We start from the raw sequence: 17,712 nt of genomic DNA on the forward strand, positions 1-17,712 counted from the left end.
GAGTTTCAACCCTCATTACTACACACAAGGAAAGCAAGCTATGTCCCGACTCTCCCAAATCGCTCCCGAACAGGCCAACCCGCAACAGGCCGAACTGTTTACAGCCGTCAAATCGAAGCTCGGACGAGTTCCGAACCTGCTCCGCGCCTTAGCCAATTCCACCGCTGCTCTACGTGGCTACCTAGAATTCTCCGGTGCGCTGAGCAATGGCAGCGGCCTCGACCCGAAGCAGCGCGAGATTGTTGCGCTCACTGTCGCCCAAGCGAACGGTTGCGAGTACTGCCTCGCGGCCCATTCGACGATCGGCAAGATGGTCGGCCTATCGCCCGAGGCGATCGAGGCCGCCCGCCGTGCAGACGGATTCGACGAATCAAGCCGCGCCGTGGCTCGCTTTGCCGGTGAGGTCGTCAAGTCCCGCGGTCGTGTTGAAGACGAGCAACTTGATGCGTTCCGTGCCGCCGGTTTTAACGACGATGCGGTCACTGAAGTGGTGGCGCACGTCGCGCTTAACGTCTTCACCAATTACTTCAACAACCTCGCGGAGACCGACGTCGACTTTCCAGACGCGGCGCCGCTCGCCACCGAGGAGTCGGAAGCAGCAGCTTGCTCGACTGCCTGTGGCTGCACCGCCTGACTCAATTCCGCCTAGGGCCGTCGCACGCGGCGGTCCGGGTGGATTTCCTTCTACACCAACTTGGAAAGAAATCATGTCCACATCCACTTCCATTCGTCCTCCCTACACACGGGAGACAGCCGCAGCGAAGGTCAGGGCCGCAGAAGATGCTTGGAACTCCAGGGACCCTCACCGCGTATCACTCGCTTACAGCGAGGATTCAACTTGGCGAAACCGCAACCAGTTCCTTCAGGGTCGCGACAAAATTCGCGAGTTCCTCAGCAGTAAATGGGACAAAGAACGAGACTATCGTCTCATGAAGGACCTTTGGGCGTTCGAAGGCAACCGAATTGCAGTTCGCTTCCAGTACGAATACCGCGACGTCGATGGCCAGTGGTGGCGAGCCTACGGGAACGAACTCTGGGAGTTCGACCCCGAGGGGCTGATGCGACGCCGCGAGGCGAGCATCAATGACCTTTCCATCACCGAGTCGGAGCGGAAATTCCATTGGCCGTTAGGTGAACCACGCCCCCCCGAGCCGGCCATGGTGCTCTGCGTTAAGTGACACAGAATCATTGTTGATTCTCACGAACCGTCCCACATTCCCGGGTACCGGCGAGACTTGAAGAATGTTGAGATCCACCTGCTCGACGCGGGCCACTTCGCTTTGGAAGAGGACTGTGTGCTGATTGCTAACCGTATGCTCGCATTTCTTGATAGGCAAGTAGGCGAGTGACTCAGCCTTTTCGCACTCCAGCAACTAGTAAGGAGCACCTGATGACCACGATACCGAGCGACATCGCCTTTACGCCTGCCGTGAAAGCAGTTCAGGCATCTAAGGGCTCTCGCGCCGCTTACCATCGGATGGAGCGTAGCCGGGGATGGCAGACGCAAGTCACTCCCGATTTGGCCGAGTTCCTCTCGAACCTTGATATGTTCTACTTTGGCACCGCGACGGCAGATGGCCAGCCTTACATCCAGTACCGCGGCGGGCCGGCCGGTTTTCTCAAATCGATCGGTCCCGGCACGCTCGCCTTTGCCGACTTCGGCGGCAATCAGCAGTATCTGTCGGTGGGAAACCTTTCGGAGAATTCCAAGGCATTCCTCTTCTTAATGGACTACGAAAACCAACGCCGCGTCAAAGTCTGGGGCCGCGCTCGTGTCGTCGAAGGCGACGACCAGTTGAATTCCGAACTATCCGACCCGAGTTATCCCGCAGCAGTCGAACGCGCAATTGTATTCGCCATTGAGGCGTGGGACGTCAATTGCCCGCAACACATTCATCGCCGCATTCCTGAGTCCAAAGTTCAGTTCGAGATCGAGCGTCTCATGCGAGAGATCGATGATCTGAAAGCTCGGCTTGGCGACGTAGCGTAATCCAGTTCAAGAATCATTTCCCCTTTCACTCCAAGGAGTTTGTCATGCCGTTGCCAATCCCCGGATTCGAATTCTCCCATAATGACACCGCCCTGGTAGTCATCGACCCCCAGAATGACTTCCTGAGTTCCGAAGGCGTCGCGTGGGGCGTCGTCGGCCAAAGCATTACCGAGAACAAGACCGTCGAAAACATCGAGTCTCTGTTCCGTTCTGCGAAAGAAGCTTCGCTACCCGTATTCATCTCGCCACACTATTACTTTCCGCATGATCACAAGTGGAGATTTGAAGGCTCTCTCGAACGGCTGATGCATGACATCAAGATGTTTGACCGTCCGGGTCCGCTAGACTTAACGAGCTTCGAGGGTTCTGGCGCTGATTGGCTCGAACGTTACAAGCCGTACATCGACGATGGCGAATCAGTCATCGCCAGTCCGCACAAGGTCTTCGGGCCGGAGTCAAACGACCTTGCACTGCAACTGCGTAAGCGAGGCATCGACAAGGTGCTGCTGGCCGGCATGTCGGCGAACCTGTGCGTCGAGTCGCATCTACGCGAGCTATTGGAGCAGGGTTTTGAAGTAGCTGTCGCTTGGGATGCTACCGCTGCGGCCATTCTGCCAGAGTTCAATGGCATGGCGGCAGCAAAGACGAACTACCACATGCTCGCCAGCGAGACGCTCGATACCGCCGAGGCAGTCCGTCGCATCGCCTCTCTTTGATGCCGCGGCAAGTACGCCGAGCGCGGCCAAGAATCCGTCCCAAATTTACGCGATCCTTCAAATATCCAACGAAAAACCATGACTACAATCCTCAAACTCAATGCTAGCGCCCGAAGTGAGCGTTCACTTACGCGACGCCTCTCTTCGCATTTCGTACAAAACTGGTTGAAACGCCGTCCGGAAGATGTGGTCGTTGAACGAGACGTTGGCAGAGAGCCGCCACCGCCCGTGACCGAAGAATGGATTGCTTGCGCTTTCACGCCTCCTGCCGACCGATCAGTGGAGCAGGCAAACATGCTCACTCTTTCGGATGCTCTTATTGCAGAGCTCGCGGCTGCTGACATCATATTACTTGGTACGCCGATGTATAATTATGGTATGCCTTCATCGCTGAAAGCGTGGTTCGACCAAGTTATTCGCCTCAATAAAACCTTCTCCTTCGATCTTGACCGCGGTGACTTTCCACTCGAGCCGATTCTATCTGACAAGACACTTGTCATCCTTACTTCATCGGGTGAATTCGGATTCGAAACTGGGGGAGTACGGGAACACATGAATCACTTGGTACCTCACATAAAGACTTGCTCTTTCTATCTCGGCGTTAATGGGGACGACGACATTCACCATATCGGTATTGAATATCAAGAGTTTGGCGATGACCGCCATCGCAGATCCATTGACGAAGCGCTAGGTGGCGTCGTTACTCTCGTCGAAAAGCTGGTCAAAACTTTATAGCCGTTTTGTCCAATATGTCGTGGATAACGTTCGTTCGGCAGGGTTGAGCGTGTTTCGAAACCGCGGGCATCCCTGCCGGAGTCGATTCACCGATGCAGATTTGGTCCATCGCCAAGGCGAAGCGGCTGGACCAACACCAGCGAGATTCGGCCTGGGGAAATTGAATGAGGTGGAGGAGACCTCTGCAGCTGCGCCATCATGCGTACTGCACCGTGGTCATGCTTTTGGGAATCTTGTGCAAGTTTCATTCTTGCGACCAAGGAAGGCAGCTCCTGGGGGCAATAGGCACCGGTCTATATTGCGGTCGGAGAAATCGCCCTCAGGCTCGAACGGAAACTGGCCAAGTCTGAGCAGGGTCCCAATTACGTGTGCTTTTGGAATTCTCTTAGCATGAGATTTTCTCAAAACTGGTCGGCACCTTAGCGTAGAAATGCATCTCGATCTCGGCCGCTTGTCTGCTAGATTTCTCTATTCAATCTAACTATCCTGTTTGTAGGTCGTGTTCGAAGGCAAGGGAATTGTCGTTTCCCGAAAAGATCTTAATTCATTGGTAGCTGAAAGGTTTCTGCGATGAAATTCCTTGGTGTTGCGTCGATATTGTTGTCGATTCTTTTTGGTACAGCGACACGCAATTGCTCGGCGCATGAGGAAGGCACGGAACCAGGGGATGCCTTGCAGTCGGTGACTGTCAATGTCTACCCGCTGGCGTATTACGACCCTGGCCCTGGCAAGAAACCATGGGGAGGATGCGACAAGGTGCCGATTACGGTCGGAGGGTATCCCCATGGAACGATTCGAGTCGGCGTGTTTGAGTCGATACTAGGAGGTACAGGACAATTGTGGCGGGCAACCTCCTGGCAGGCGGCACTCACTGCCTCTCAACTTCTTGATTTCGATCCCCATGCCATGCAGGTCGCCGTTTCGGTCGAAGGAAAGATCGATGGACCCAGTGCCGGCGCACTGTTCACCGTGGGAATCCTTCCTGCCGTGCGAGGCGATCAGCTCAACGAGGAAGTCACCATGACGGGCACGATCAACCCCGACGGCACGATCGGCCCCGTGGGCGGAATTGCTTACAAGCTCGAAGGTGCAGCTCAAGCCGGGAAGAAGACCGTGTTGATTCCGGCTTTTACTCGTCTGCAATACGACGCGTATTCCAAAGAACACATTGATCTCGTGGAACACGGAAAGAAACAGGGTCTAACGGTTCATCAAGTCAACGACGTGTGGGAAGCCTACGAATTATTCACAGGAAAGAAGTTGCCGCGGCACAAGGAAATAACATTGCCGATGGTTTCATCCATGATGAGCAACCACCTCCGCGAGCGGACCGAGAAATGGATTGAACTGCAGAGTCGTGCTCACAAAGCGTATTCCTCCTGGGACGAGGACAGACACTCGGACTACGCCGATGATTTTCTGGAAGGTTCTGAAGACTTGATGAAGCGTAGCCTGGCGGCAACCAGCAAGGGGAGTTTGCCTCGGCCTATTGGGATGCAGTGATCTCTGCCGCCCAGGCGTGGAATGCTCATGAAATGGGCCGCTATTACCACGCAGTAGAGAACGAAGAAGACTGGGAGGGAACGCGCAAGTTGCTTTTTCAAGACGATTGGCTCACCAAGGAAGTCGACAAGACCGCCTCTGCGATGCGTTTCTACCGACCTACGACCCTTGAGCAAGTCGCTGTCTATATGGGTGCCTGCGAAGCCTTCTACGAAGGCTTGTGCTACAAAGCGCTCTCCGAAAAAATGCGGAACATCAAGCTAAAAGATGAAGACGAAAATACTGAATTGATTTTAACTACCGCAGAACAGCAATTGATTGCCTGGTTGGACATGATGTTGGCGATGGACTATCTGGAACTGGCGAATAGCTATGAAGGTCGGCCCGTGACCAACGATGAGGGTGTCGTTGAACTGGCCAGGTTTTATGAGCACTGTGCCATTGCCAGTCTCACGGTCGTGGATGAGATTGAGGTGAAGCGCGTTGGCAGTCGCTATGGCTTGCAACAGGATTCGGCCCGGGCAGAACTCATGTACCGTGACGTCGACTATGCTGCAGCCAGACTTGCAGCGACTGAAGTCTTGCCCAACCTGCATAATTATTTCGGTACCGGACCCCAGTATAATTATGCTCGGCTTTCTGCCACGACGATGTTGCATACATGGTCCGCCATGTTGATAGCCAAGTATTACTCGCTGGGAATTGAAACGGACGAGTACTACAACATCATCGGCGTGCGAAGTGAAAAAACGCTCACCGATTGGCTGGAGGATTCACGGGGACAAGCCAACCGAGCCATTGGTTCGCTGATTGACAATGGCATTGATGCAACGACCTGTTTGCAACTCTACTCGGTAGCCCGTACGTCCGAAGGTAGAGGTGAGGAAGATCGACTCGATGCGCTGGAAGGCTACTTCAACGTGAACGTGACCGCCCAGGTCTTGCGGCGACTTGCAGGCGTCAAAGGCGTGGGGAATTGACCTGTTTCTTCCGCTTATAGCGCCACATCGCGCCACACAATCTCCCCCGGTTCCACTGTCCAGCCGAGGCCAAAGTAGCCAGCCGCCCTGATGTCGTCATCACCTTGAGTGAGACTTTCGGCGCTCAGGAGTAGCAGATCGGGAAAGTTGACACCATTCACAAAATACGGCAGGCGGTCGGTGGCCCGCATTCCGGTGATTCCCGTACCGCTCACCACTCCGACAATCGCTGTTGAGCTGCGCTGGCGGGGCCTGACGAATACGCAGGCCAGATCATCCCCCACCTCGGGTCGGCGATCGATAATCACGTTCCCGTTGCGGACTTGCACGGGAGAGGTCGACAGGAGCCGCGGCCAAGCCGAGTTGGTGTCGGCATTGCCGTAGAGCATTATGTTGCGATCGGGCTCGCTCGTGGGATCGAAGGATGTATCTGCAACGACGTCGATCGAGCCGTTGGTTCGCACCAACCAGGTCTCGGCATCGTAACGGGACTTGGCCAGAGCCCAGGCGTTTTCTTCATCGCTGCCATGCGTGCCGTAGACAAGAATCGGCTGATTGGCAAACACACTGCGGAATCCACCGTAGCGCTGGGGTTGCTTTAGCACTTTTGGTAACTCAGGAGCGGGATGCCATCCGAACTCGTCGTGGACGAATATGAGCTGTCCCCCATCGACCGCGGACTGGCCGATTGGCTCACCATCCAGGACGACGTCCACGGTCGTGTCTTTCTCAAGATGAGCAACCGCGATCGACAACGCAGCGACATTCGATGTCATTCCCAGGTACAAGCGTTGCTCAGGATCATACCGCACAGCTGCGCGGCTTAGTGACCCCTGCTCGATTTGTTGCAGGATCGTGAGCCACTCAACCCGAGAGTTTTTGCCAGGATCGAATGTGACACAATCGACCAAGTCCACCTCCGAAACGAGCGGAGCCGTGTGGTCCCGACAAAACCTCAGCAGTTCCTCCCTGGCGGATGCCAAACTAGCGGGTGTGAAATCGGTCCGTTGACGGAAGATAAAGTCCGGGTGAAATAGGGACAGGGTTTGTGCGATTTCGCGTGAGTCATCGGCAGACCGGCCTGACCGCTGGCCGATGCTTTCTAGCAGAATTGCAGCGTGAGCCGTATTTACTAAAAGCGGAGCCAGTTCCCCGGCTGCGTTGATTCTTGCGAGCATTGCTTGAATCGGTGTCTGCCCGTCGGTAGGTGTCGACTCTCTTACTGCGTATTCCAACCAAGCATTGGTGGGCGCTAAAGCAGCCCACCGATTGGGGGCCGTGCTTCCCAGTCGCAATGCGCCATGTCCTCCGGTGCCAGTGCCTCTCAGCCACACACGGCGAGCGTCAAATGCAAAATGCTGGGCCGCATCGTCCAATGCTTCCAGCGCATCGGTTGCTGACCATCCTTCCCAGTCACATCCCTTAGTTCGCCTGCCGCTGGGAGCAAGAATCGAAATAGAGGGGACCGGACCATACTGGGCGAGTTGCTGCCCACCTGACTCGTCGGCGCTGTGCAGAGTCACAAGCATGCCAACAGGCAAGGAAGGTATGTCTGTGTTCGTTTCAGCCGGAAGCACATCGTAAGCCTGAACGCTCTGATCCAACTTGCTGCGAAACGTACGCCTCTGCATCTTCTGTTTGCCGACCATCGATAACTCAATCGTGGTCGTGGCTGTGGGATTATCTTTGGCTAGCTCGTTGAGGGACAAATTGACGGGAACCTTTGCAGGAAGCTTAGGCTCCTTGAATGTGCTCGGATCGAGCGGAATCGCCACCTTGCGTACGCCCAGGGGAGGTATGCTGTCTACCTTGGTGATCAGCGAACTTCCCGAGTCAAAGCTGGCGGTTGCCTGGCAATTGACGAGGCTTTTCTCCCGACAATTCACCAGCAAGACTCCCAGCCAAAGCGGGCTGGTTTCGCCCTCGACAAGCGAAGGAAGTGTCATATCGCGCTGATCAAAGAAAACCTCTTGCTGGGGCCGAATCAACTCCGCTCTCAATTTGCCTGCGGCACAATGAAACAGCAACTCGTTGCGTCCCTCACGCAAGACGATGGGCAGGATGGTTCGCCCCGTAAGATACGGATCGCCAACGCGCGGCTCGCCATTGATAAATACCATCGCGTGCCCCGACGCCTCCAGTAGCACGACCTGCCGCTCTATCGTAGTGACTTCGGCATAGGCATATCCCCCGCGGAGCGAAGAATGTTCCAGCCATCCTGTTGAATCCGATTTTGCACTGTTCCAAGTAAGTGCCCTTCCGCCGTGACCGAGAACGCTATCACCGACATAGGGTGCTTTCCACGATCCTTTGGCAATCGCGGCCTGCAATGGATCAACATGATTCGGAACGCGTCCGTACCGACCCACTTGGGGAATCACGAGAAATTCAGAAATCACAAGTTTATTTTTTGCAAATTCCTCGGCATGAACCGGCAGAACGAGTTGCTCAGACAGCAGCAAGGCCAGGGAAACAATTCCGTAGCGATATAAACATGCGAGTCGGTTCATGACCTCGGTTGTAACCTTTGTGGTCAGTGTTTCCCAGGGTGTCCGACTAACTTTCCGGCCGCAGTAGTTTCACTCTCTGAATGCAGTTAGAATCAGAGTATCTGTAAATCACCACACGAGAACCCGATTCATGACAGCACGCATTCTGGCAATTCTCTTGGTCGTTGCCTTGCTGACTGGACTCATCACCTACAGCAAGCTGCGACCCGAATCGAATCACGTGTCGGGATTCATCGAAGCTGAGGAAATCCGTCTCGGTTCTCGAGTCGGTGGTCGTGTGCAGGAAGTGCTTGTCGAAGAAGGGTCACCCGTCGAGGCGGGTCAATTGCTAGTACGACTCGAACCTTTTGATTTGGTTCAGCAGCGCGAGGTAGCAAAGGCGAATCTGGTAGCAAGCGAAGCAGATTTGGCTCGACTCGAAGCGGGCCATCGCGAGGAAGAAGTCGGCCAGGCCAAGGCCCGTTACGAGCAACTGCAAGCAAAGTTGGATCAACTCGTGGCCGGAGCGCGGAAACAGGAAATCGATGCCGCCCGTGCTCGCCTCAGTGTTGCTCAGGCCGAAATGCGTTTGGCCGCGCAAAACTTCAATCGCATTCAAGGTTTGGCCAGTACCAACGCCTTCATCAAAGAGGACTATGATCGAGCAACCGAAGGTTTGGAATCGGCCAAGGCAACGGTCACCTTGCGGGAGGAAGAACTGAGTCTCATCGAAGCAGGAACTCGCGAAGAAGAAATCCGAGGGGCCAAGGCCCAGGTCGAGGAAGCCCGACTGGCATGGCAACTCGCCGAGAAGGGATTCCGTAGCGAAGAAATCGACGCCGCCCGCGCGGCGCGGGATTCCGCTGCTGCGGCGCTCGCGGCTATTGACGACCGAATTGAAGAACTCACGATCAAGAGCCCGGTGGACGGAGTTGTCGAGGCACTGGAACTCCAGCCGGGCGACTTGGTCTCGACAGGGGCACCAGTCATGTCGGTACTCGACAAGAGCCACTACTGGGTTCGAGCCTACGTTCCCCAAAGATGGATGGATCTAGAATTGGGCCAGTTGGTTGAGGTGACTGTTGATAGCATGCCCGAGCGAAGCTTTGCTGGCGAAGTAACTTTTATCTCGCGCCGAGCCGAATTCACGCCCAGCAATGTACAAACTCCCGAGGAACGCTCGAAACAGGTGTTTCGCATCAAGGTGACTCTCAAGGAGGGACTCGATGTACTGCGCCCAGGCATTTCGGCTGACGTATGGCTCGACGGAGTGCCAAGCGATGCGGAGAAGTCCCCACCATGAACGAACTCGTCTTGAGCGACGAGACTGGCGAAGCAGTTATCGATGTCCGCGACTTGAGTCGTTCGTTTGGCGATTTGGTCGCGGTGCGGGACGTCAACTTTCAGGTCCAACAGGCGGCAATCTTTGGGCTGCTCGGTCCCAATGGTAGCGGCAAGTCCACAATTATCCGCATGCTGCTGGGGATTCTCTCGCCCACGTCAGGATCGGCAAACGTGCTAGGCTACGACGCCGTCCGCGACGCCGAGCAGATCAAGCGGCGTGTCGGATACATGTCGCAACAGTTCAGCTTGTATGCCGACCTCTCTGTTCGGGAAAACATCGAGTTCTACGGGCGTATCTATGGGCTCGACAACGCCCGCATTGCCGAACGGCAAGCGGTGGTCCTCGGGCTTACTGGCCTGGAAGATCGGCTCGACCAGTTGGCCGGCACACTTTCGGGTGGTTGGAAACAGAGACTTGCTTTGGCTTGTTCTTTGATTCACGATCCCGAGATTCTGTTTCTCGACGAGCCCACCGCTGGAATCGACCCGGTCGCCCGGCGGCAATTGTGGGATCTTCTGTTCGAACTCTCCGGTCGCGGGGTTACGCTCTTTGTCACCACGCACTACATGGACGAGGCAGAGCGTTGCACCGATGTGGGCTACATCTACATGGCGCAGCTCCTGGTCCTTGGCAAGCCATCAGACTTGAAGTCACTTCCAGCCGTAACACCCGCTGGGACCAGGCGCTACGAACTCCGAGTCCCCCGTCCCGCAGAACGCTTGCCCGAGATTCGCAAACTGGAGGGTGTCCGCGACGCGACGTTGTTCGGCGAGACGGTGCACGTGATGGTCGATGATCGGCTCACACCAGAGAAACTTGCCACGCACCTTTCAACCTCGGTCGACGAAGCCGATATTCGCGAAGTTCCCCCGACTCTGGAAGATGTGTTTGTCACTCTCACTAAAAACGCGGAGGAGGACAGAACACATTCTCAAGAAACACTTTACTCCACCAACGCCCCGAGATTGACTCTGTCTCAAAAAGATGGCCGGGGCGTTGCTGCGCTTACAAAGCCAGGTGATGAGAATAAACGTGGCGGCCCCTTCGCGGGGCTTTTGGCCGTGATGGTAAAGGAATTCTTCCACATCCGTCGCCAACCCTCGACGATCTTCTTCATGCTCGTGGTGCCGGTCATGCAGACCATCATTTTCGGGTACGCGATTGACATCCAAGTCGAGCACATCCCCATGGTCGTGTTCAACATGGATGGCCGCCAGCCGAGTCAGCAGCTTGTTGATGCCTTTGTCAACACAAGGCGATTCGATGTGGTGGGTAATGTCGGGGATGAAGATTCTTTCCAGCGCTGGATGGCCACCGGCGATGCGAAGGTCGGTATGAAGATTCCGCCTTACTATTCCGACCGCCTGATTCGCGGCGAACAGGTCGAAGTGCAAGTGCTTATCGATGGCAGCGATTCGCAGGTGGCCACCACTGCACTGAATACGTCGCAACTTCTGGGTGTGAATCTCTCCCTGCAACTCGCGCGGCAAAAAGCCGAGGCAGTGCAGATGGCACCGGCACGCGATCCCACCGGGCGTGCCGACCTACCGATCGACATCCGGCCCCGACTGCTTTACAACCCCGATCTTGAAAGCGCCCACTTCTTCGTCCCGGGGCTGGTGGGTATCATTCTGCAACTTGTGACCTTGTTTCTCACGTCGTTTGCCATCGTCCGCGAACGAGAACTCGGCACGCTGGAGCAACTATTTGTCACTCCGGTGAGTCGTGCTGGGTTACTGCTGGGAAAACTGATTCCCTATGCAATCGTGGGATTCATCGAGACCCTGATAATGCTCACCGTGATGATCTACTTGTTCGGTGTGCCAATTCGCGGCAGCGTGGGATTGCTGTTATCGCTTTCAATGCTGTTCATGGTCTGCTCGCTGGGACTGGGGCTATTGGTCTCGACAATCGCCAAGAGCCAGGTCGAGGCCGTACAATTCGCCTTTGTGGTGATGCTCCCGTCGGTGTTGCTCTCGGGTTTCGTTTTCCCTCGCAGCCAAATGCCGCTGCCGATCTATCTGGTGACTTTTGCGATCCCCGCAACGTACTTCATTGAAATCCTGCGCGGAATCGTCCTCCGCGGTGCGGGCCTGCTGGACTTGGTGCCGATGGTCACTGGCCTGGTGATCTGCGCAATCGTGGTCCTCACCATTAGTGTGAGCCGCTTTCGCAAGCAACTCGAATAAGACGTTTGCGGTTTAGCGACCAACCAACTCTAGAATCTCCGCGGGCAACTCCGGCGTCGCTCCCTGCACCGAGGCCACGAACGCTCCCACCCGATTGGCCAGGGTAACAATCTCCCCGAGCGGTTTCCCCAGCAGCAGCCCGACTATCAGGGCAGCACAACACGAGTCCCCGGCACCAACGCTGTCAGCCTGCGGCTGACGCAGATACTTTGGCACTTCCCCCTCGACCCGTTCGTCGCCTGAGTACAAAACGGTCCCAGCTTCGCCCCGGGTGAATGCCACGACCGACAGGTCAAACCGGCGTTGCAGTCCCGCAATCTGGTCGTCCACTGGTAGCTCGCGCGACTCAAGTTTGAGGAGTTCTCCAATGACAGAGAGTTCTTCCTCGTTGAGTTTGACGACATTGGCAGCCTGCAAGCTGCTCTCGATGACTTCTGCTGTGAAGAATTGCTGCCGCAGGTTGATGTCGCACACCCGCAGGGCATTTTTCGCTGAAGCCAGAAAGTGCTGGATAGACTTGCGACTTATCGGCGCTCGCTGAGCCAATGTACCAAAGCAAACGGCCGAGCAACTTTTCGCCAATTGGGCCAATGAGTCAGTGAACTCAATCCCGTCCCACGCGACGTTCTCTGTGATCTCGTACTGGGGATGCCCGGCAACATCGACAGTCACTTGCACGGTTCCCGTCGGCACTTCGGGGACAACCGTAAGATAATCGGTCGTCATCCCCCTCGCTGCAAGCTCCTTCTGCAGCCGTTCTCCGAGCGGATCGCTGCCAATAGCACTGGCAACCACCCCCCGGCAGTGAGCATGACACAGCAATTGATTGGCATGCACCGCCAGATTCACAGGTGCCCCACCCAGCACCGTCCGCTCACCAAAACAATCAAACAGCGCTTCGCCCAAGCCAACAACAGTGTAGGGTCCGGAATTGGGAGTGAAGTGCGACACGCGAAATATGTGTTCAATCTAATTCAGAAAAAAGGCCACGGATAATCCCATCTCGGCCCCAGGCCGCCACCAAGAGATTTTTCTCACAGAGGCACAGAGACACAAAGAATATGGTTATTAGTCCTCTGCTCTCTCTGTGCCTCTGCGAGAGATTATCATCTTTCCAGACAACGAGTTAGGATAATTTAAAATTGCAAAAACAACAATCAGCGCAAATCCGCCCAATCAGCGTTCATCCGCCTTTCATTCTTACAAAATGACCAACGTGTCGCAAGAAAGCATATTCACAGGCTCAAACGCCGCGTCCGGAAACAGCCCAATCCAACCAAACCCATTCCGATAAGCAGCACCGAGACTGGTTCAGGTACGGCTTGTGCCGCTGCTTGCAAAGTGCCGCTACCATACTGCGCCTTCCAGGCCGCCAGTGCCGCTGCACTCAAGGGTGGACTCGTAGCTCCTTGCTGCCAGAGCAAGAAATCACGACCATCGACGTTACCATCACCATCAAAGTCCGCGTTGATACCCAGCGAGGCTGGAACGACATTACCAGTTACCACGGCCCCTGTATCGGCATTGCGATACTGGAAACTGAGCGAATTGATGTCCCCACCCACTTTGAACGCATTGCCAAGTGTTTCCATGCGATTAGTGGCAAATACTGACTTGCCCAATAAGAATCGCTCAGCCAACACCTTGTTACTCGAACCCGGAGCTTCGTCCCAGGTTTCGCCCACGCCGTCGCCAGCGGTCGTACCACCATCGGGACCATCAACCGCATCTAAGCCGGGGACTCGGTCATTCAAGCTATTCCAACCGGCGATATTCAGGTCACCACTAATTGTCGAACTGCTGATAGTATAGGCGTCGATTTCAAATGTCGTCGACGTGTCATTGATTAGCCTCATCAAGCCTGACGCAGCATCCACTTGCAAAGTGAGTCGGTCCGGGTTCACATTCGTAGGATTGGTATTGGTGAGATACATCCGGTCAATGTCAAAAAACTCTCCAGTGCCTCCAAAGTTGTTGTTGGCCACGAACCTCACAGCAAGCCCATCTCGCCCAGACTGGTGGGGTGCCGTGCCAAGCAACGTGAAAGGCCCAGCGTTGTCTTTGTAGTATACCGAATAGTTTTCGGCATCTTCATCGATTTCCAATACAACAGTAAATGGAGTCGTCCGATTGAGAGTCAAGGGCAGGGGACCGAATTCGGGTGCACCGGTAGTGAGCCTACCCACCAATTCGATTCCTCCTGCCGAATTGCGCTGGATGTTTGCTTGAGCGGTGATCGTGCTGCCACCCTGTGCATTTCCATCGTTATTCAGAAAGGCAAAGCGGATCTCTTCCGGTTCCCCTGCGTCGAATTCGCCAGGTCCAACAATCGAAGAGAAATTCCATCCTGACATCTCTGCCACCCACCACGCCTTGCCAGATGTCACGTTCGCTACGTCCAGATAATTTGTGCCGAAATCATTATTCGACTTCTGAATTCGATACTTGCCGTTCTGCACGCTAGAACCCGACATATCGACGGTATCTTCACCCCACATATTCCCAGGTGTGGCGTTGTTTGAGGTGTCGGCCAGCAAAGTTCCATTGGGATCGTCAAACAAGAATTCCTCCAGAATGGCGCCTTGAGTCGTGCCACCGGCGATAAAGAGCACAGCAAGTGCCATAGCCACACCGGCAAGTGGTTTCGTGAAGCAGGTCATGTTGCGATCCTCATGTTTGATATGTGAGTCTAATCGTATTTCGACAAAGTTTTGCTGTAGCCGACGCCGACGACCCAAAAGCAATAGGCTTCCCGTTGCTAACAATAGGACAGTACTTGGCTCAGGAACCCCGGCAATCAGCGCCTCAAAAGCTGGCAACCCGTTCGCCGCAACGTACGCATTCTTGAATATTGAGAAATCAAAAATGTCGTTAAAGCCATCGTTATTGAGATCACCGGCTTGGTATTTTTGTGCCTCAGTCAATCCAGCCAAGTTAAGCTCGGCACCCGCATTAAAGATTGTCCAGTCAGAAGTCGTGATCGAACCGTTGAAATCAAGATCACCCACGACAAACCGCTTACCTCCGTTACCGACGAAATTTACATTGGCCTTGCGGGTGATTCCGCCATCAAAATTGAGTGTGACTTCCAGGTCTTCAATCGGGCTCTTGATCCAAGAGCCACTTCCTTGGCTCAAGACGACCATTTGATTGTTACTAAGGTTGCCGCCATTGCCACCAATGACCCCCTCGCTGAGATCGAAAGCAGTAGTCGAAGTCTTCGACCACGCTCCATCAATATCGACGCTTCCATTTTGGGGAGCCTGATCGTAGTTGTCCGTCACCGACTTCCAATTCGCTGAGTTCAAGGCACCTGCTTCTGACGTAATCGAGTATGACCTAAGATTACTGAGAGCTGCTCCTGTGGTATTCTTGAGTGTCATCACTCCCGTTATTCGATCGACTTCTAAAGTCATAAGGTCTGTGAGTGGATTGGTGTCACTAAGAGCAATTCGATCGATCGAGAAGAACTCATCAAGTGTGCTGCCAAAATTGTTGTTCACTGTAAAACGCATCGAATTACCGTTTCGGCCAGGAGAGATTGGAGCAGCCCCCAGAGCTTGAGACGGATTCGGTCCATCTTTGTAAAAGACTTCATAGGTATTCGAGGTCTTGTTGAGTTCCAAAACCATCGTGAACGGAGAGGTTTGGGTTGTATTGAGTGTGGCACGACTGGAGATATCACTTGAACCTACACCGATCGCCGTTCCGCGAAGTTCGATGTCGCCGGTATCAGTGTTTCGATCTATTCGAACCTGCGACGTCACACTGCTACCACTATTGCCAGTATCATCGTCCAAGAAATCGAAGCGGATTTCTTCCCCCTCTCCCGGCACATTATCGTAGAAGTCCCAACCTGACATCCGTACGACGATATAGCGACTCCCTACGGTCGATGAGGTAATGTTTTCAATCTGCAAATAGTTGTTGGCAATGCTATCGTTGAATTTCGCGATGCGGAAATTTCCTGCCCCATCTGTTTCCGAATCTGTGAGCAAGTTGGATTCGTCCCAAGTCTCAATACCAGGCGTTCCCGTATTGGGGGCTTGGGAGAGAAATTGGCCAATGCCCCCTGAGAATTCAAAGGCATGAAAATCGACCGCAAGACAGGGTTGGGAAATGAATAGCAGACAAGCGAGTGTCGTGGAGGCAAAAACATTCAATCGATAGCAAAACATAACTAGCTCCTCAAAAGGATCCAGAACAAAGGGGATGTCGAGAAATACGAAATAGCGCAAGGCAAAACAAGGCGATCAAGGTTGTTGATTTTGAATTCGGTTCGGGCACCTGGGTAAAGAGTGCCTGAAAACCTGGAAGCCCATTTGCCAGGACATACGCGTTCTTGAATATACCAAAATCGATGATGTCATTAAAACCGTCGCCGTTAAGGTCGCCAGCAGCATAAGCGTCGATCGGCGACAGAATAGACAAGTTGGTCTCGCTCCCGGCTAGAAACAAGTTCCAGTCCAGCGAAGTCAGTTGGCCGTCAAAGTTGAGATCAGCCGCGACCACAAACGTTCGCTCGAAGGCAAGGCCGAAGTTGCGCCCTAACGTCAGGAAGCGATCGATGTTTTCTCCCGCCAGGAATTGTGTCTCAAAAGTGGCCGAGAATTCAGCATTCAAGTGAACACGACCAAACTTGGCTCCAGTATCATCGATCAAACTGGCGCCCTGGGTATGCACCCCTGGATCCAACTGCAACAGATTCAACCACATGGGATCGGATTGATAGGCTGGCAAGATGAGTCCGTGGTGCCCATCCTTACCGTTAACGGTGGAATGGAAATCGAGCAGATAATCCACATCCCCCCCCGTGTCGGCAATTAAGGCGTCCCCGACCACTTCGATATCATCCAGATTGTTGTAATTGGGCGGCACCCAATATCGATTGGGGTCAAGAGATTCCCGTTGCACGGTGCTTCGATTGTACCCTGCAAAACGACCGTCCGGATTCGCCATGGGATACACATAGAAGTCGGCGTACTTGCGCAATAGCGAAGCTTCAATGTCATCGCTCACCAAAAAATCCACGAGGCCTTCGAGATTGTAATTCCCCAACGTTTCGTTGGAATGGACCCCACTCACTAAGGCGATCTTTTTCTTATCGGGGACACCCGTGGGATCGGAGATCTTATAACCGTACATATCCTGCGGCATAACCGTGCGCCCCAGATCGTCAATGCCCCCAGGCGATTGGCCGATCACAAGTGAACTGTTACCGCTCAGTGTCGGAGAAACCCACGGACTGCTGACAAGCTGACTGGTGTGGCTCGCCGTTCGCCCCGCCGAGTAGGGAAGTCCGTACGCCACCCAGACCTGATTCTGAGTAAAAGCACTGTTGTTAGAAAATGTGAAAGTGCCAGCCGAGCTACTGCGAGCATTGTTGTCGAAGAAAGACCAATTCTCCTGATCATAGCTATAGACCATCGCATGACCGACGAGGCTACTTCCTCCCGTGTTAAAGTTGTCGCCGATGCGAAATGTTGGTTGCAGGCCGTTGACTCCATCAGCTGAGAAGTAGAGCCATTTCCAATCTCCCGCATTGTAATTGTCGCGTCCAGCAAGCATCACGAGATTACCAGCAACCGACGAGTTGGCCTCATCCAACCCGCCATGGTCGAAATCACCGTCGAGCGTAATGACAGCCCGAGCGCTAGACACGCTGAGTAAAATCAGCAAGCAAGCGCAGACTATTTTCTTGGTAGGCATTGTCATTGGCGTGTTGTATTTCTTACGTGGGGCAGGCATCCTGCCTGTCATATCCA

General features: G+C 54.3%; 13 protein-coding genes. 9 read left to right on the forward strand and 4 right to left on the reverse strand.

Annotation, left to right across the window (positions count from 1 at the left end; genetic code table 11):
- Positions 1-40 precede the first annotated feature (40 nt).
- From Pla144_RS00905 to Pla144_RS00940, 7 genes are all read left to right on the forward strand, one after another.
- Positions 41-634, forward strand: coding sequence for a carboxymuconolactone decarboxylase family protein (locus tag Pla144_RS00905; protein WP_146447444.1), 594 nt, complete (start codon positions 41-43; stop codon positions 632-634).
- Between the two features lie 73 nt (positions 635-707).
- Positions 708-1,178 (forward strand): nuclear transport factor 2 family protein, encoded by a 471-nt coding sequence (locus tag Pla144_RS00910; RefSeq protein ID WP_146447445.1) that lies wholly within the window; start codon positions 708-710, stop codon positions 1,176-1,178.
- Positions 1,179-1,390: 212 nt separating this feature from the next.
- Positions 1,391-1,990 carry a pyridoxamine 5'-phosphate oxidase family protein gene (locus tag Pla144_RS00920; protein ID WP_146447446.1) on the forward strand — a complete coding sequence of 200 codons (600 nt, stop codon included), beginning with the start codon at positions 1,391-1,393 and terminating at the stop codon, positions 1,988-1,990.
- 44 nt (positions 1,991-2,034) lie between these two features.
- The gene (locus Pla144_RS00925; RefSeq protein WP_146447447.1) at positions 2,035-2,706 is read left to right on the forward strand and encodes a cysteine hydrolase; all 672 of its coding nucleotides are present in this window, start codon (positions 2,035-2,037) and stop codon (positions 2,704-2,706) included.
- A 78-nt stretch (positions 2,707-2,784) separates the two neighbouring features.
- Positions 2,785-3,441, forward strand: a complete 657-nt coding sequence (locus Pla144_RS00930) for an FMN-dependent NADH-azoreductase (RefSeq protein ID WP_146447448.1) — start codon at positions 2,785-2,787, stop codon at positions 3,439-3,441.
- Between the two features lie 570 nt (positions 3,442-4,011).
- Positions 4,012-4,944, forward strand: a complete 933-nt coding sequence (locus tag Pla144_RS00935; RefSeq protein WP_146447449.1) for a S16 family serine protease — start codon at positions 4,012-4,014, stop codon at positions 4,942-4,944.
- A gap of 32 nt (positions 4,945-4,976) precedes the next feature.
- A complete protein-coding gene (locus Pla144_RS00940) occupies positions 4,977-5,924 on the forward strand; it encodes a hypothetical protein (protein ID WP_146447450.1) in 948 nt (315 codons plus the stop codon).
- 14 nt (positions 5,925-5,938) lie between these two features.
- Here Pla144_RS00940 and Pla144_RS00945 read toward each other — a convergent pair whose 3' ends face one another.
- Positions 5,939-8,434, reverse strand: a complete 2,496-nt coding sequence (locus Pla144_RS00945) for an alpha/beta hydrolase family protein (protein ID WP_146447451.1) — start codon at positions 8,432-8,434, stop codon at positions 5,939-5,941.
- A gap of 130 nt (positions 8,435-8,564) precedes the next feature.
- Here Pla144_RS00945 and Pla144_RS00950 point away from each other — a divergent pair, with 130 nt between their 5' ends.
- Positions 8,565-9,716 (forward strand): HlyD family secretion protein, encoded by a 1,152-nt coding sequence (locus tag Pla144_RS00950; RefSeq protein ID WP_146447452.1) that lies wholly within the window; start codon positions 8,565-8,567, stop codon positions 9,714-9,716.
- Positions 9,713-11,947, forward strand: a complete 2,235-nt coding sequence (locus Pla144_RS00955; protein WP_146447453.1) for an ABC transporter permease — start codon at positions 9,713-9,715, stop codon at positions 11,945-11,947. The genes Pla144_RS00950 and Pla144_RS00955 overlap by 4 nt, the downstream gene beginning before the upstream one ends.
- Before the next feature lie 12 nt (positions 11,948-11,959).
- On the opposite strand, the gene Pla144_RS00960 is transcribed toward Pla144_RS00955, so the two are convergent.
- The 3 genes from Pla144_RS00960 to Pla144_RS00970 all read right to left on the reverse strand — a co-directional run bounded on the left by Pla144_RS00960 (position 11,960) and on the right by Pla144_RS00970 (position 17,695).
- Positions 11,960-12,898 carry a PfkB family carbohydrate kinase gene (locus tag Pla144_RS00960; RefSeq protein ID WP_146447454.1) on the reverse strand — a complete coding sequence of 313 codons (939 nt, stop codon included), beginning with the start codon at positions 12,896-12,898 and terminating at the stop codon, positions 11,960-11,962.
- Between the two features lie 284 nt (positions 12,899-13,182).
- On the reverse strand, positions 13,183-16,125 hold the full coding sequence (locus Pla144_RS00965) for a PEP-CTERM sorting domain-containing protein (protein ID WP_146447455.1): 2,943 nt from the start codon (positions 16,123-16,125) through the stop codon (positions 13,183-13,185).
- A 10-nt stretch (positions 16,126-16,135) separates the two neighbouring features.
- Entirely contained in the window at positions 16,136-17,695 is a 1,560-nt protein-coding gene (locus tag Pla144_RS00970) for a M14-type cytosolic carboxypeptidase (protein WP_197530297.1), read from the reverse strand.
- Between the last annotated feature and the right edge of the window lie 17 nt (positions 17,696-17,712).

The sequence above is a fragment of the Bythopirellula polymerisocia genome, from assembly GCF_007860015.1.
In the GTDB taxonomy this organism is placed as follows: domain Bacteria; phylum Planctomycetota; class Planctomycetia; order Pirellulales; family Lacipirellulaceae; genus Bythopirellula; species Bythopirellula polymerisocia.